Here is a 13,567-nt window from a genome sequence, read left to right on the forward strand (position 1 = left end):
GGCCGGTGGACGGCTCCGCGGGTGCCCGCGCCGGTGATAGGGCGGGGATAGCCCCGAGTTGTGCCTCTGGCGCAGGGTGTACCTGCCGCCTTCCGGAGGGGACGCGGCCGTACGAAAGGACGTCCCATGAACCGTCGGTACACCAGGCGGATCCCGCCCAGCTCCGTCATCACCGACTCGGGGGTCGACCACGTACGCCTCGCCTACCACTACCTCGACAGCGGCGACCTCGACGGCTACGGCTCCCTCCTGCACGCCGGCCCGCTGGGTCCCGACCTGGAGGGCCCCGGGACCCGCGGCGCGCGCCACGACATCGTCCGGATCGTCGCCGAGGGGGACTGCGTCGTGGCGATGGGCCGGCTCTCGCCGCAGCAACGGGACTTCGTCGACGTGTTCACCCTCTCCGACGAGGGCATGCTCCGCGCCTGCCGCCGCTACTACTCCGCGCTGCCCCGCTGAACCCGCCCGGCCAGGGCGGCCGGCAGCGGGGCCAGGCCGAGGAGTCCGAGGGTCAGGGACGTGGCGGTGCGGTGCCAGGCGCGGGCGTCGCGCAGCATGGCGTGGCCCCCGGCGGCCATGGGCACCGCGAGGGTGCGGGCGCCGATCCGGTCGGCGCGGTCGAGGAGCTGCCAGGTCTCCCGCGCCGACGTGACGCGGTCGGCCGCGTCGTGGAGGGCGGCGACGCGCCGGCCGCGCAGCTGGTCGACGGGGTCACCGGGCGGGCACCAGGGCGCGAGGGCGACGACCCCGCCGACGTGCGGGTCGCCGGCCAGCCGCAGGGCCGCGCGGCCCCCCATGGAGTGGCCCACGAGCACCACCGGGACGTCGCCCGCCGTGCGCAGCAGGGCCCGCAGGGCTTCCCGGGCGTCCCGGAGGGCGTCGGCCCGCCCGCCGTTCCAGCCGCGGTGCCGGTAGCGCACGTGCCCGACGAGGACGTGGTCGTGCTGCGTGGCGCGGACGATGCCGGTGGCGAACGGCCGCATCCGCAGGGCGGGCAGGTTCAGCCGGGGCGGCGCCTCCAGGGCGTCCGCCCGCCCGCCGTTCAGCACGAGCACGGCGGCCCGGGGTGCGAAGGGCGCCCAGCGGACCGCCAGGGCCTCGTGCACGTCCGCCGTCGTCGGCTCCATCGCGTCCTCCCGCGTTTCCGTACGTCTCAACGCGCCCCCTCCGGTGCCGGATACCAGTCGGCCGGCGTGGGCGCCATGCCGGACCCGCCGTCGCGCGCGGGCCGTACGGCGAGGATCTGGTCCACCCCCATGCGCCGTTCGGCGAAGGCCAGCGAGCTGCCCGCCAGGTACAGCCGCCAGACGCGGGCCGTGGTCTCGCCGACCAGCGAGTCGAACTCGCCCCACCGGTCTTCGAGCGTCCCGCGCCAGGCGTCGATGGTACGGGTGTAGTGCTCGCGCAGGGATTCGACCGAGCGGACCTCGAGGCCGGCCTCCTCCAGGACCCCGACGGTCCGGCCCACGGGCCGCATGTGCATGTCGGGGGCGATGTACGTCTCGATGAACGCGCCGCCGCCCGGTGCGTTGGCGCCGCGGGACATCTGCTGGACCAACAGGCGGCCGTGCGGCCGCAGCGCGCCGTGCAGCAGCGCGGCGAAGGCCGGGTACTCGGCGTCGCCGACGTGCTCGCCCATCTCGACGGCCGTGACGGCGTCGTACCCGCCGGCGTCGATGGTGCGGTAGTGGCGCAGCTGGACGTCGACGAGGTCGCCGAGTCCCTCGCGCTCCACCCGCTCCGCCACGAAGTCGCGCTGCCGGCGGGAGAGGGTCACCGCCGTCACGCGCGCCTTGTGGAAGCGGGCGGCGTGCAGGCCGAGGGCGCCCCAGCCGCAGCCGACGTCCAGCAGCCGCGATCCCTCGCGGAGCGCGAGCTTGCGGCAGATCAGCTCCAGCTTGTCGTGCTGCGCCTGCTCCAGGCCGTACGCGGGGTCGTCGGGCCGGGTCCAGTAGGCGCACGAGTAGGCCATCGACGGGTCGAGGAGGAGGGCGTAGAACTCGTTCGACAGGTCGTAGTGGTGGCTGATCGCGGCCCGGTCGCGCGCGGAGCTGTGCAGCCGCCCGCCGAGCCGGGCCCGCGGCGCGTCCGGCGCGCGGGGCGGCAGACCGACCACGCCCAGACCCACGGCGAGGCTCGTGACCTGGGCCCATCCGGCGCCGGTGGGCCGGACGCGGCCGTGGTCGCGCACGGACTGCCAGGCCGCGGCGAGGCCCTCCGCCAGGTCCCCCTCGATGTCGAGGTCACCGGTGATGTAGGCCTCGGCGAGCCCCAGCTCGCCCGGCTGCCACAGCAGCCGGCGCAGGGCCCGCGGGGAACGCAGGACGATCACGGGGGCGTCCGCGGGGCCCGCCTCCGTCCCGTCCCACGCGCGCAGGCGCACGGGGAGGGGACGGGCGAAGAAGTGGTCCAGCAGCTCCGCCAGCCGGTCGGCAACGGCCCTCATCACACGTCCTCCAGGATCCGGGGGCGGCTTTCGCCGTGCCGGATGCCCGGCGGCCCGTTCATCCGTTCTTCGTAGCGCCCGAGGGCGCGGATTGGTGGACGGCGCGAGCAGCTGCGGGCGGTCCGGGCGGGCGCGGCGTGTCGCGGGAGGCGGCCGGCGCGGCCGCGGGTTCCACTGGGGGACCAGGGAGTGCTCGGCGGGTAGTGCAGGAGGACAGGCGACATGGCGGAGAGCCACCAGGTGCTGCTGATCTCGTTCACCGGACCGGCCGCCGGCCGCGCGGCGTTCCGGGAGGCCCTCGACCTGCCGGGGCTGCGGCAGGCGGCGGTCGTGGAACGCTCGGCCGACGGACTGCTCGACGTACCGGAGAGCCATGTCAGCGGCGCCGGGATCGCGACGGCGGGCGCCGGGCTGGTCGGCGGCCTCGTCGGCCTGCTGGGCGGCCCGCTCGGCGTGCTGCTGGGCACGGCGGCGGGTGCGGCCCTCGGCGGAGCCGCCGAGAACCAGCAGCTGCTGGAGGGCGGGGCGGGCCTGATCATGCTCAGCAGCCGGGTCGAGGAGGGGGCCTCGCTGCTCGTGGTGGATCTGCGGGAGTCCTCGCCGCAGCCCGGCGACGACCTCGCGCGGCGGCACGGCGGCACGCTGGAGCGGATCTCCGAGAAGGAGTTCGCCGCGCAGGTGCGGGCGGCCGAGGAGGCGGCGGAGGAGAGCGACGGGGACCCGGCGCCGGGAACGGCCACGGGGGCCGCGGCGCCGTCGGACGGCACGCCGGCGCGGAGCCGGGAGCGGACCCCGGAGCGGGAGGCCGACGGGCCGGCGGGCGGGAGGCCGGCCGAGGGGGAGCGGCCCGCCTGATCCGGGAGGGGCTGCGCACCCACGGCCGTCGGGGCCGGCGCGGCGGCCCGGCGCCGACGGCCGTGGACCGTTCCCCGCCGCCCGGCGGAGGGTTCCCGCGGGCTCAGTACGATGGGCCGCACTTCACGTGGAACGCGCGATCCCCGGACGGGAGGCCTGAGGATGAGAACCCGGCACGGCACGGGGGACGCACTGCCCCCTCGGCGGGGTCAGGGCGAGCTGGAGGCCCAGGTCCTCGCCGTCCTCGGCGGCGCGCCGGGACCGGTCACCGCGGGCTGGGTGCAGGAACGGCTCCCCGGGACCCTCGCCTACACCACGGTGATGACGATCCTCACGCGGCTGCACGCCAAGGGCGCGGTCGCCCGCGAGCGCGCGGGCCGTTCGTTCGAGTGGGTCCCCGTGGCCGACGAGGCGGGGCTCGCCGCGCTGCGGATGCGCAAGGTGCTCGACGGCGAGGCCGACCGGCAGGCGGTGCTCGCCAGCTTCGTCACCTCGCTCCCGCCGGGGGACGAGCAGCTGCTGCGCGGTCTCCTGGCCCAGACCGACGAGGAAGGGGGCGGCTGAACTCCCATGGGAGTCTTCGTCTTCCTGCCCCTCGTCCTGCCCTTCACCGCCTGGCCCATCGCCCGGCTCGCCGAGCACCACCTGCACCCGAGGACCGCGACCGGGCTGCTCTCCGCCATCGCCGCGGTCCTCGCGGTGTGCAGCACCCTCTGCCTGGCCCTCCTGATGGTCGTCGGCACCGCCCAGCTGCCCGGGAACCCGCTGCCCGACGCGTGGTCGGACCAGGAGGTGCGCGACGCGGTGCCGTACGACGAGGTGGCCGGCATGGCCGCGATCCCGGCGCTCCTGGCCGTGCTCGCCGGATGCGCGGGCATCGCCTGGCGGCACTTCCGCGTGCGCCGCGGCGCGCTGCGCGCCCTCGCCGGGCTGCCGGACCGGGGCGTGGCCGTGCTGCCGGACGACGCGGCCTACGCGTACGCCCTGCCGGGCCGCCGGGACCGGATCGTGGTGAGCTCGAGGATGCTCGCGGAACTCGACGGGCCCGAGCGCCGGGCGCTGTTCGCCCACGAGCGGGCGCACCTCGCCGCGCGCCACCACCGCTACCTGCTGACCGTACGGCTGGCCGCGCGCGCCAACCCGTTCCTGCGCCCGCTGTGCACGTCGGTCGCCTACACGACCGAGCGGTGGGCGGACGAGGAGGCCGCGGCCGTGACCGGCAGCCGCCGTACCGCCGCCCGGGCCGTGGCGAAGGCGGCCCTGGTCGCGCGGGGCGCCCTGGACGCGGCCCTCGCCCACTTCGCGGCGGCGGGTCCGGTGCCGCGCCGCGTGGCCGCCCTGCTCGCCCCGGCGCCCGCGGCCCTGCGGTGGCCGCCGGTGTTCACCGCGGCCGGACTGGCCGCCTGGGGCGCCACGGTGGGGGCCGCGGCCTCCGCCCTGTCCTCGGCGAACGCCGCGTTCACCTTGTTCTTCATCCTCAGGGCCGCGACGGCCCCGCTGTAGGCGTGGCTCCGTCGTAGCGGCCCCGCCGGCGTCGCGGCGCCGCTTCCGGCCGTGTCGCGTCGCTCAGCCCTCGCCGACGAGCGCGGCCAGCTCGCGGTCCAGGCTCCAGGCGTCGGCGCCGCTGCCCCGGTAGACGTCCTCGCCGTCCTCGTCGAGGAGGACGTACGTGTTGACGCCCTCGGCGCGGAAGCGGTCGCGCAGCGCGTGCCGCGGGTCGGCGAGGTGGGTCGGGGAGCCGCCCCCCGCGGGGGCGGCGAAGCCCTGCAGGCCGCTGCCGGCGCCCGGTCCGGCCACCGCGACCACGTGGACGCGGCCCAGGTGCCGGTCGGCGAGCGCGGCGGTTTCGACGGCCTGTGCGGGGCACTCGGCGCACGTCGCACCGTAGAACCACAGCAGTACGGGCTTTCCCGCCAGAGATCCGGCGTCGAAGGGCGAGCCGTCGACGGTCTTCGCCGTGAAGCGGAGCGCGTCGGGGACGGCCTTCGCCGCGGACGGAGCCTGGGGTCCCGCGGCCCCCAGGACGGGTCCGCCGGTCTCGGCCGACGTGCATGCGGCGAGGGGCAGGCACAGGGCGGCGATCAGGGCAGCCGCGGCGAAACGAGAACGCATGGGTGGCACTCTCCCGGTCGGGTTCGGACCGCAACACCGGCAACCGGGGCCGGGACGCCGCCGTACCGGCCGGCCTCGGCCCGGGGTGCCCGGACAGGCCAAGAATGTATGCGTATGAAGAAAAGAAGATGCTATGAGACGCGGTCCCGCGTGCCGCTTCACCCGGACGGTGGATCCAGAAGGCGGTCCGCTCTCGCATTTTCTACAGAGTTGTAGAAACATGGCGCGGAGCGGGGTGCCTGACGTGGCACCTTTGCCCGCCCTTTACGATTGTGGTGGGGACCCTCCCCACCGCGATCCCCGCGGGGCCGCAGTACGGCGGCCCACCGAGTAGAAGAAGGAGCAGTAGACCCGCAATGGGTGAACCTCCCAGTCCGAGCCGTGCCACGGCCTGCCCGCAGATGTTCGCGACGGGGACGGGGGTGGCACGGTGACCGAATTCCTGTTGCTGCTCCTGGCTCTCGCCCTGACGCTGGCGTGCGCCGTGTTCGTGGCCGCCGAGTTCTCGCTGACCACGGTCGAGCGCAGTGAGCTCGAACGCGCCGCGGAGGCGGGTGAGCGGGGCGCCGAGAGCGCCCTGAAGGCCGCCAAGCGGCTGACCTTCCAGCTGTCCGGTGCCCAGCTGGGCATCACCGTGACCTCGCTGGTGATCGGCATGCTCGCCGAGCCGTCCGTCTCCGCGCTGCTGCGCGGCCCGCTGACCTCGCTGGGTATTCCGGCAGGTGCCGTGGCGACCACGGCCACCCTGCTGGGCGTGGCCCTCTCCACCGTCGTCCTGATGGTCGTGGGCGAGCTGGTTCCGAAGAACTGGGCGATCTCGCGGCCGCTGGCCGTCGCGAAGGTCGTCGCCGGTCCGCAGCGCGGCTTCACGGCCGCGTTCGGCCCGCTGATCCGCCACCTGAACAACACCGCGAACCGCCTCGTGCGCCGCTTCGGCCTGGAACCCGCCGAGGAGCTGGCCTCCGCCCGCACCCCGGAGGAGCTCGTGGCCCTCGCCCGGCACTCCGCCCGCGAGGGCGTGATCGAGGCGGACTCCGCCGAGCTCTTCGTGAAGACCCTGCACCTCGCGGAGCTGACCGCGGAGAACGTGATGACCCCGCGCGTCGACGTCCAGGCCCTGGAACTGCACGCGACGGCCGCGGATGCCGCGAAGCTGACGCTGGCGACCGGCCTGTCCCGGTTCCCCGTCTACCGCGACACCCTCGACGAGGTCGTCGGCACCGTCCACATCCGCGACGTCCTCGCCCTGGACGAGGAGATGCGTCCGGTCACCGCGGTCGCCGACCTCATGACGTCGGCGCTGATGGTGCCGCACTCCCTGCCCGTCGACACCCTGCTCGGAAGGCTGCGCAGGTCGCGCACCATGGCCGTGATCATCGACGAGTACGGCGGCACCGCCGGCGTCGCCACGGTCGAGGACATCGTCGAGGAGGTCGTCGGCGAGGTCCGCGACGAGCACGACCCGCTGGAGGTCCCCGACCTCATCGAGGCCCCGGAACACGAAGGCCGCCGGGTGTGGGAGGCCGACGGGAGCGTCCGGCTCGACGAGCTGGAGGAGATCGGTTTCGACGTTCCCGAGGGGCCGTACGAGACCCTCGCCGGGCTGATCGCCACCGAGCTGGCACGGATCCCCGCCGAGGGCGACACCGTCAGCGTCGAGGGCTGGGACCTGTCCGTGCTCGACGTCGACCACCACCGCGCCGACCGGGTCACCGTCACCGCACCCCCGGCCCGCACCACCACCCCCCAGGAGCAGGACCGATGACCGCGATCCAGTTGCTGATCGGTGCCTTCACCCTGATCACCAACGCCTTCTTCGTCGGCGCCGAGTTCGCCCTGATCTCCGTGCGCCGCAGCCAGATCGAACCCGCCGCGGCCAAGGGCAACCTCCGGGCCAGGACCACCCTGTGGGGACTCGAACACATCTCCGCCGTCATGGCCACCGCCCAGCTCGGCATCACCGTCTCCTCCCTCGTCCTGGGCGCCGTCGCCGAACCCGCCATCGCCCATCTCCTGGAACCCCCCTTCGAAGCCATCGGCGTACCCGAAGCACTGATCCACCCGATCGCCTTCGTCATCGCCCTCACCCTGGCGACCTACCTCCACATGCTGGTCGGCGAAATGGTCCCCAAGAACATCGCCCTCGCCGCCCCCGCACCCACCGCACTCCTCCTCGGCCCGCCCCTCGTCGCCCTCACCCGGGCCCTGCGCCCCTTCGTCTTCGGCATCAACGCCTTCGCCAACGTCCTGCTGCGCCTGCTCAAGGTCGAACCCAAGGACGAAGTCGGCTCCGTCTTCACCGACGACGAACTCGCCCGGCTCGTCAAGGACTCCAGTGCCGCAGGCCTCCTCGCGCCCGAAGACGGCGAACGCCTCCGCGACGCGCTCGAACTCGGCACCCGGCCCGTCGGCGACATCATGGTCCCGCTGGACCGCGTCGTGACGGTCGGCGACGACATCACGCCCCGCGCCCTGGAGCGGACCGCCGCACAGCACGGCTACTCCCGCCTGCCGGTCGCCGGACCCGACGCGGAGATCCTGGGCTACCTGCACATCAAGGACGCCCTCGCGGCGGCCGACCGCACCGCGCCCTTTCCGCGCAGCGCCCTCCACCCGATCACCAAGGTGTCCCTCGACACCCCGCTCGACGACACGATGACCGCGATGCGGGCGGCGGGCACGCACCTGGCCGCCGTCACGGGCACCGCGGAAGCCGTGATCGGCTTCGTCACCATGGAGGACCTGCTCGAAGAGCTCGTCGGCGCCGCCGCCCAGGGAGACGACGCCTGATCCCTGCCGCCCGACGGCCGGTACCGCTTCGCGCGGTGCCGGCCGTCGTCGGTTGCGGCCCGGGGCCCGTCCGGGGGAGGTCCGTCACGGTCGCGACGGTCGGTCGTTGTGCCGTTATGGATGATTTCATGGTGAAGATCCCGGCCGACTGGCTCTCCCGGGTGTTCCTCTCGCTCCGCCACGGCGCGTCCGACGACGCCCAGGTCGTGGCCGCGGAGCTCCAGCCGTTCACCGAGAGGCCCGGACAACGGGTACCGGTACCCCGCAACACGGTGCTGCGCACCGAGCAGGCGCTCCAGGGCGAGCTGCGCCGCGTGGAGGGCGGCGCCCGCAGGGAGGAGCTGTCCGCGCAGGTCCGCTACCTGGTCAACGCCCGGCTCAGCCTGTAGCCGGGCCGGGGCCCGGGCCGGGGTCCGTGCCGGGGTCGGCGGTCCGCTCCGCCGGCCCGCGTCGGCTGCGGTGGACGCGGGCCAGGACGAGGACGGTGTCGTCGGTGGGCGGGTCGGGCAGCAGGTTCGTCAGGATGCGGTCCGCCATCGTCTCCAGCGGTCCGCCCGCCCGCCGCACTTCGACGCGCAGCGCTTCGAGACCCGCGTCGATGTCCCGGCCGCGGGATTCGATGAGGCCGTCCGTGTACAGCACGAGGACCGCGCCGTCGGGCAGGGCCCGCTCCACCGTCCGGAAGGGCAGGCCCCCCACACCGAGGGGGATGCCCAGGACCTCGTCGATGGTGTCGACCGTGCCGTCCGGCCGGAGCACCAGCGGCGGCGGGTGGCCCGCTCCGGCGATCAGGGCGCGGCCGGTCGTCGCGTCGTAGACGAGGTAGAGGCACGTCGCCAGCTCGATGCCGGCCTCCTGGGCGCAGGCGTCGAGTTCGGCGAGCAGCCCGTCGGGGCGTGCGTGGTGCGCGGCCAGTGCCTTGGTGGTGATGCGGAGCCGGCCCATGTCGGTGGCGGCGGGCACGCCGTGGCCCATCACGTCGCCCACCACGAGCGCGACCCGGTCGCCCGGGAGGCCGATCACGTCGTACCAGTCCCCGCCGACCTCGGTGATGCGGCTGCCGGGCAGGTAGCGGTGGGCCACGTCCACGTACGGGCCCGTCGTCAGCACATCGGGGAGCAGGGCCCGCTGGAGGGTGAGCGAGATGTCCTGGACGCGGCCGTAGAGCCGCGCGTTGTCCAGGCAGATCGCGGCGCGCGAGGCGAGTTCGCCGCCGAGGGCCAGGTCGTCCCCGGTGAAGGCGGGCCGGTCCGCGGACCGGCCGAAGAGGACGAGCCCCTGCACGGTGTCCCGGGCGATGAGCGGGGCGACGAGGATGCACGCCACCCCGCTCTCGGACAGCAGCCGGGCGCGGGACTCGATCAGGACGGTCCGGGCGAGGAAGTCCGCGTCGACCACGGCGGACACGGGCCGGCCGGTGCGGAGCATGTCGTGGATGACGGAGCCGGGCGGGTAGCGCACCCGCTCCACTCCGCTGACGAGTTCGGTGGCCGGGGGCGGCAGGACCGTCCCCGAGGCGATCCTGCGGGTGATCAGCGGGCGGTCGGGGTCGAACTGCTCCGCCTCGTCCATCCACTCCACCACTTCGACCACGGCGCCGTCGCAGAAGTCCGGCACGACGACGTCGACCAGTTCCTGGGCCGTGCGGCGCAGGTCCAGGGTGGTTCCGAGGCGCGCGGAGGCCCGGTCCAGCAGGGCGAGGCGACTGCGGGCGGCGGTGGCTTCCAGGATGGCCCGCTCGCGGTCCGTCACGTCCACCATCAGCCCGCCCACGCCCGGAGCGGAGCCGGCGACGCCGCTGAGGGGGAAGAAGCTGACCGACCGCACCTGGTCGCGGTCCGGATGCCCCGGGGTGCGCAGACCCACCAGCGTCCCCACGACCGGCGCCCCGCCGTCGGCGACCGCCCGGACCATGCGCCGGTACTCGCCGCCGTCGGACATGATCATGACCTCGTCCACGGGCCGCCCGACGTGGTCCGCCACGGGGATCCCGTCCATGTCCGCCAGCGCCTGGTTGAGGTGGACGTAGCGCAGGTCCTCGTCGAGCATGACCAGCCCGATGGGGCAGGTCTCGAAGAGGGCGTCGAGGAAGGCCAGGTTCGTCTTGACCCGGTCCAGCTCGTCGCTGCGGCTGGCCAGGCTCATCACCACCGACCGGCCGTCGGCGCCCTGTACGGGGAAGACCCGGAAACCGCACGCGAAGGAGCTGCCGTCCCGGTGCCGCGCGGTCAGCCGGCCCCGCCAGTAGCCCCGGGTGCGGGCCCGCTCCACGAGGGCGGCGCAGATGTCGGCGGCCGTGCCGCCGGAGGCGCCGGGGCCGTCCGCGTCGTCGGGGCCGCGCGGGGCGTCGGGCCCGTCGGGCTCGCCTGGCTCGTCGGCGAACAGCAGGGCGCCGGGCCGCCCCAGGGCGGATGCGGCCTCGTGACCGAAGAGGTCCCGGGCGCCCGGCCCCCAGTAGCGGACGAGACCGTCGTCGCCGAGGCCGAAGACGGCCACCGCCACGTGCTCCAGCAGGCTGCCCGGCTCGGACCTGAACGGGCCGCCGCGGGCGTCGCCCCCCGGCCGGACCGATGGCACGAGGCGCCCCTTCCACCCGTCGTTCTGTCCCATCCAGTATGCGGAGGGGCTCCGCCGGGCGCCCTCCGGCGGGAGCGGAGCCGGGCCGGGGAACCGGCGGGCGGGTGCAGGCGTACGGGGCCCGGCGTACGGTGGGTGAGGCAGTCTCCGCGCAGGGTGACGGGAGTCGACATGACCGGCGAGGTCTCCTTCTTCGAGCTCGGCGTCGGCGATGCCGAGCAGGCCCGCACCTTCTTCGGCGGGCTGTTCGGCTGGACCTTCGAGCCGGGCACCACCGACGGCGGCGGCTTCGCGCTCCGCACGCCCAACGTGCCCGGGGGCCTGCACGGCAACGACGCCGGCGCGAGTCCCTACCTGTTCTTCCGCGTCGACGACATGCGGGCGGCGCTCGACCGGGTCCGCGCACTCGGCGGCACCGTCGACGACGTGGAGCTGGGCGGCGCGGACGCGTCGGTCGCCCGGTTCGGCCGCTTCCAGCTCTGCCACGACGACCAGGGAACCCCGTTCGGCCTGCACCAGCCGCCGCCGGGACGCTGAGGCGCGGGCGGGCGCGGTCCCGCGGGCGCCCGGGACCGGGATCGGCCGTTCCCGGGGTCGGCCCGCACTCCGGACGGTCTCAGTCGAGGTAGGCGAACGGGAGCGCGTTCGTGACCCGCCCGCACGGGGTGGCCGCGTAGACGGAGACCGTCGCTGCCGCGGGCCACTGGGGGGTCACGGCGACGAGGGAAGTGTCGCTGAGCAGCACCACGTCCGTGGCCTCCCGCCCGGTGAGGCAGCCGTCGGGACCCAGGGTGCCGAGCAGCACCCGGGTGTAGGGGGTGAGACCGGTCCCCGACAGGGTGAGCTGGGTGCCGCCGCCGCGGGGACCCGCATCCGGCTGGAGCGCGACGGGTTGCCCCTGCGGGGCCCCGTCCGGGGCGCCGGGGCGGACGGGGAACGCGCCGGGGGCGCAGCGGAGGGGGTCGGCGGCCTCGGCGCGCGGGGCCGAGTGGACCAGCGGGAGGGTGCACAGGGCGAGCGCGGCGATCAGGAGCGCGGTTCTGCGGCGGGTGCGCGTCATGGCGGAGCCTTCCGGTGACGGGGCGGGCGCGGAACTCCGGGCCCGCCCCATCATGGGGAATTCGTACCGCACCAATACAGGACGAATCGCCGAAGTCGCACACGATCCGGTGGGCGGCCCTTCCTTCCGCGAGCCCATGTGGAGCACCGGTCCGGGAGATGCCGTTCCGCGGTGGGTATGGCTGTGAGCCCGGGCCCCGGGCGCCCGCACGGCTGACGCCCGGACGCCGGCCCCCGCGCCCGTCCACCCCACCGCACGGAAGGAACCCCGCATGCGGACCGTCACCCTGAACAACGGCGTCGAGATGCCCGTCCTCGGCTTCGGCGTCTACCAGATCCCGGCCGAGCAGACCGAACGGGCCGTCAGCGACGCCCTCGCCGCCGGTTACCGTTCCCTCGACACCGCGGCCGCCTACGGCAACGAGGAAGCCGTCGGCCGTGCGGTCAGTGCCAGCGGCATCCCGCGGCAGGAGCTGTTCGTCACCACGAAGCTGTGGGTCTCCGACGCCGGCGAGGACAAGGCCCGGCGGGCCTTCGAGACCTCCCTGCGCAAACTGGGCCTGGACCACCTCGACCTCTACCTGATCCACCAGCCCTACGGCGACGTCTACGGATCCTGGCGTGCCATGGAGGCGCTGCACCACGAGGGCCTCGTCCGGGCCATCGGAGTCTCCAACTTCCACGGTGACCGGCTCGTCGACCTGATCGACCACAACGAGATCGCCCCGGCCGTCAACCAGGTCGAAACCCACCCCTTCCACCAGCGCACCGCCGACCAGGAGTTGATGCGTGAGCGAGGGGTGCAGATCGAGTCGTGGGGCCCCTTCGCGGAGGGGCGCAACGACCTCTTCACACACCCCGTGCTCAGCAAGATCGCGGCCGCGCACGGCAAGTCCGTGGCGCAGGTGGTCCTGCGCTGGCTCCTCCAGCGCGACGTGGTGGTGATCCCCAAGTCGGTGCGGGCCGACCGCATGGCCGAGAACCTGGACGTCTTCGACTTCGAGCTCGCGGCCGAGGAGATGGCGGCCGTCGCGGATCTGGACACCGGGGAGTCGCTCTTCTTCGACCACCGCGACCCCGTCATGGTCGGCCGGCTCGGCACCCACACCCTGGACGGCTGACCCGCGCCGTCGTACCGCGTCCGGCGCCACGCGCCCGACGCGGTACGACGGTTCCCACCGGCCGCCAACCCCTGGCCGGAGGTGGCGTGGCATCGGACGGAGCGCCGATAATGATCCGGTGACACATGGGAATGAAAGCGGTCAAGACGGCGCACAGGACAACGGCGGCCTCTTCGTCATCGCGATTCCGCTCGGCCTGCTGGCCGGAGTGGTGGTGGGCGCGTTCCTCGACAACGTGGGGCTCGGACTCGCCGTGGGGCTCTCCGCGGGCGCGGCGGTCAGCGCGATCGGCTCCGCGCGGAGCACGCCGGGCAGCGCCGACGACACCTGACGGGCCCGTCCCCCGTGCCTCCGCGGGAGGGCCGCACCGGCACCCGGCCCCGGCACCCGAAACTTCCGGCACCCGGCGGCCCCTCCCGCGGCGTGCGCGCTGATCAGGCCGGTGAGGCGACCAGCCGTGCCTTCGGTGTGGTGCGGGTCGGGTGGTGGGGGTGGGGGGTTGGGGTGGTGGGTGTGGTGTCGGTGAGGAGGGTGATGAGGGTGGTGCGGGCGCGGGCTACGCGGGAGCGGACGGTGCCGATGGGGCAGTTGATGGTGGTGGCTGCTT

At 74.6% G+C, this 13,567-nt stretch carries 15 protein-coding genes; 10 read left to right on the plus strand and 5 right to left on the minus strand.

Translation table 11 applies throughout. From position 1 onward, the window contains the following. The first annotated feature begins 126 nt into the window (after positions 1 to 126). A complete protein-coding gene (locus ACZ6S8_RS37285; protein ID WP_469462544.1) occupies positions 127 to 459 on the plus strand; it encodes a nuclear transport factor 2-like protein in 333 nt (110 codons plus the stop codon). On the opposite strand, the gene ACZ6S8_RS37290 is transcribed toward ACZ6S8_RS37285, so the two are convergent. Together ACZ6S8_RS37290 and ACZ6S8_RS37295 are read right to left on the minus strand one after the other, a co-directional pair. Then, positions 438 to 1,157 (minus strand): alpha/beta hydrolase, encoded by a 720-nt coding sequence (locus tag ACZ6S8_RS37290; RefSeq protein ID WP_469462546.1) that lies wholly within the window; start codon positions 1,155 to 1,157, stop codon positions 438 to 440. The genes ACZ6S8_RS37285 and ACZ6S8_RS37290 overlap by 22 nt on opposite strands. After that, a complete protein-coding gene (locus ACZ6S8_RS37295; protein ID WP_469462548.1) occupies positions 1,154 to 2,446 on the minus strand; it encodes a class I SAM-dependent methyltransferase in 1,293 nt (430 codons plus the stop codon). Before ACZ6S8_RS37295 ends, ACZ6S8_RS37290 begins: the two co-directional genes overlap by 4 nt. Positions 2,447 to 2,668: 222 nt before the next feature. Here ACZ6S8_RS37295 and ACZ6S8_RS37300 point away from each other — a divergent pair, with 222 nt between their 5' ends. The 3 genes from ACZ6S8_RS37300 (at position 2,669) to ACZ6S8_RS37310 (ending at position 4,804) form a co-directional block, all read left to right on the plus strand. Further along, on the plus strand, positions 2,669 to 3,301 hold the full coding sequence (locus tag ACZ6S8_RS37300) for a histidine kinase (protein ID WP_469462549.1): 633 nt from the start codon (positions 2,669 to 2,671) through the stop codon (positions 3,299 to 3,301). A 162-nt stretch (positions 3,302 to 3,463) separates the two neighbouring features. Then, positions 3,464 to 3,865 (plus strand): BlaI/MecI/CopY family transcriptional regulator, encoded by a 402-nt coding sequence (locus ACZ6S8_RS37305; RefSeq protein ID WP_469462551.1) that lies wholly within the window; start codon positions 3,464 to 3,466, stop codon positions 3,863 to 3,865. 6 nt (positions 3,866 to 3,871) lie between these two features. Continuing rightward, positions 3,872 to 4,804, plus strand: coding sequence for a M56 family metallopeptidase (locus ACZ6S8_RS37310; RefSeq protein WP_469462552.1), 933 nt, complete (start codon positions 3,872 to 3,874; stop codon positions 4,802 to 4,804). Positions 4,805 to 4,867: 63 nt separating this feature from the next. Here the strand turns inward: ACZ6S8_RS37310 and ACZ6S8_RS37315 are convergent, their stop codons facing one another. Then, positions 4,868 to 5,413 (minus strand): TlpA family protein disulfide reductase, encoded by a 546-nt coding sequence (locus ACZ6S8_RS37315; RefSeq protein ID WP_469462553.1) that lies wholly within the window; start codon positions 5,411 to 5,413, stop codon positions 4,868 to 4,870. Positions 5,414 to 5,843: 430 nt separating this feature from the next. Between ACZ6S8_RS37315 and ACZ6S8_RS37320 the strand changes: the two genes are divergently transcribed. The 3 genes from ACZ6S8_RS37320 to ACZ6S8_RS37330 all read left to right on the plus strand — a co-directional run bounded on the left by ACZ6S8_RS37320 (position 5,844) and on the right by ACZ6S8_RS37330 (position 8,592). Further along, positions 5,844 to 7,178, plus strand: a complete 1,335-nt coding sequence (locus ACZ6S8_RS37320; protein WP_469462555.1) for a hemolysin family protein — start codon at positions 5,844 to 5,846, stop codon at positions 7,176 to 7,178. Continuing rightward, a complete protein-coding gene (locus ACZ6S8_RS37325) occupies positions 7,175 to 8,203 on the plus strand; it encodes a hemolysin family protein (RefSeq protein WP_469462557.1) in 1,029 nt (342 codons plus the stop codon). Before ACZ6S8_RS37320 ends, ACZ6S8_RS37325 begins: the two co-directional genes overlap by 4 nt. 128 nt (positions 8,204 to 8,331) lie before the next feature. Continuing rightward, complete coding sequence (locus ACZ6S8_RS37330; RefSeq protein ID WP_469462559.1) at positions 8,332 to 8,592, plus strand: hypothetical protein; 261 nt, start codon at positions 8,332 to 8,334, stop codon at positions 8,590 to 8,592. Here the strand turns inward: ACZ6S8_RS37330 and ACZ6S8_RS37335 are convergent. Further along, the gene (locus ACZ6S8_RS37335; protein WP_469462560.1) at positions 8,582 to 10,780 is read right to left on the minus strand and encodes a SpoIIE family protein phosphatase; all 2,199 of its coding nucleotides are present in this window, start codon (positions 10,778 to 10,780) and stop codon (positions 8,582 to 8,584) included. The two genes, ACZ6S8_RS37330 and ACZ6S8_RS37335, sit on opposite strands and share 11 nt — an antisense overlap. A 171-nt stretch (positions 10,781 to 10,951) precedes the next feature. On the opposite strand from ACZ6S8_RS37335, the gene ACZ6S8_RS37340 reads away from it, so the two are divergent. Further along, positions 10,952 to 11,317: a VOC family protein gene (locus ACZ6S8_RS37340; protein WP_469462562.1), complete on the plus strand. Its 366-nt coding sequence runs from the start codon at positions 10,952 to 10,954 to the stop codon at positions 11,315 to 11,317. A gap of 79 nt (positions 11,318 to 11,396) precedes the next feature. Here ACZ6S8_RS37340 and ACZ6S8_RS37345 read toward each other — a convergent pair whose 3' ends face one another. Continuing rightward, the gene (locus ACZ6S8_RS37345; protein ID WP_469462563.1) at positions 11,397 to 11,840 is read right to left on the minus strand and encodes an IPT/TIG domain-containing protein; all 444 of its coding nucleotides are present in this window, start codon (positions 11,838 to 11,840) and stop codon (positions 11,397 to 11,399) included. Positions 11,841 to 12,111: 271 nt separating this feature from the next. On the opposite strand from ACZ6S8_RS37345, the gene ACZ6S8_RS37350 reads away from it, so the two are divergent. Together ACZ6S8_RS37350 and ACZ6S8_RS37355 are read left to right on the plus strand one after the other, a co-directional pair. Then, the gene (locus tag ACZ6S8_RS37350; RefSeq protein ID WP_469462565.1) at positions 12,112 to 12,960 is read left to right on the plus strand and encodes an aldo/keto reductase; all 849 of its coding nucleotides are present in this window, start codon (positions 12,112 to 12,114) and stop codon (positions 12,958 to 12,960) included. Positions 12,961 to 13,078: 118 nt separating this feature from the next. After that, a complete protein-coding gene (locus ACZ6S8_RS37355; protein ID WP_469462567.1) occupies positions 13,079 to 13,291 on the plus strand; it encodes a hypothetical protein in 213 nt (70 codons plus the stop codon). Positions 13,292 to 13,567 lie beyond the last annotated feature (276 nt).

The sequence above is a fragment of the Streptomyces sp. NPDC048461 genome (assembly GCF_055587105.1).

Excerpts from the sequence above, each read along its gene's own strand:
- ACZ6S8_RS37285 (WP_469462544.1), top strand. The coding sequence starts at position 127 with ATGAACCGTCGGTACACCAGGCGGATCCCGCCCAGCTCCGTCATCACC.
- ACZ6S8_RS37295 (WP_469462548.1), bottom strand. The coding sequence starts at position 2,446 with ATGAGGGCCGTTGCCGACCGGCTGGCGGAGCTGCTGGACCACTTCTTC.
- ACZ6S8_RS37300 (WP_469462549.1), top strand. The coding sequence starts at position 2,669 with ATGGCGGAGAGCCACCAGGTGCTGCTGATCTCGTTCACCGGACCGGCC.
- ACZ6S8_RS37305 (WP_469462551.1), top strand. The coding sequence starts at position 3,464 with ATGAGAACCCGGCACGGCACGGGGGACGCACTGCCCCCTCGGCGGGGT.
- ACZ6S8_RS37310 (WP_469462552.1), top strand. The coding sequence starts at position 3,872 with ATGGGAGTCTTCGTCTTCCTGCCCCTCGTCCTGCCCTTCACCGCCTGG.
- ACZ6S8_RS37315 (WP_469462553.1), bottom strand. The coding sequence starts at position 5,413 with ATGCGTTCTCGTTTCGCCGCGGCTGCCCTGATCGCCGCCCTGTGCCTG.
- ACZ6S8_RS37325 (WP_469462557.1), top strand. The coding sequence starts at position 7,175 with ATGACCGCGATCCAGTTGCTGATCGGTGCCTTCACCCTGATCACCAAC.
- ACZ6S8_RS37330 (WP_469462559.1), top strand. The coding sequence starts at position 8,332 with ATGGTGAAGATCCCGGCCGACTGGCTCTCCCGGGTGTTCCTCTCGCTC.
- ACZ6S8_RS37340 (WP_469462562.1), top strand. The coding sequence starts at position 10,952 with ATGACCGGCGAGGTCTCCTTCTTCGAGCTCGGCGTCGGCGATGCCGAG.
- ACZ6S8_RS37345 (WP_469462563.1), bottom strand. The coding sequence starts at position 11,840 with ATGACGCGCACCCGCCGCAGAACCGCGCTCCTGATCGCCGCGCTCGCC.
- ACZ6S8_RS37350 (WP_469462565.1), top strand. The coding sequence starts at position 12,112 with ATGCGGACCGTCACCCTGAACAACGGCGTCGAGATGCCCGTCCTCGGC.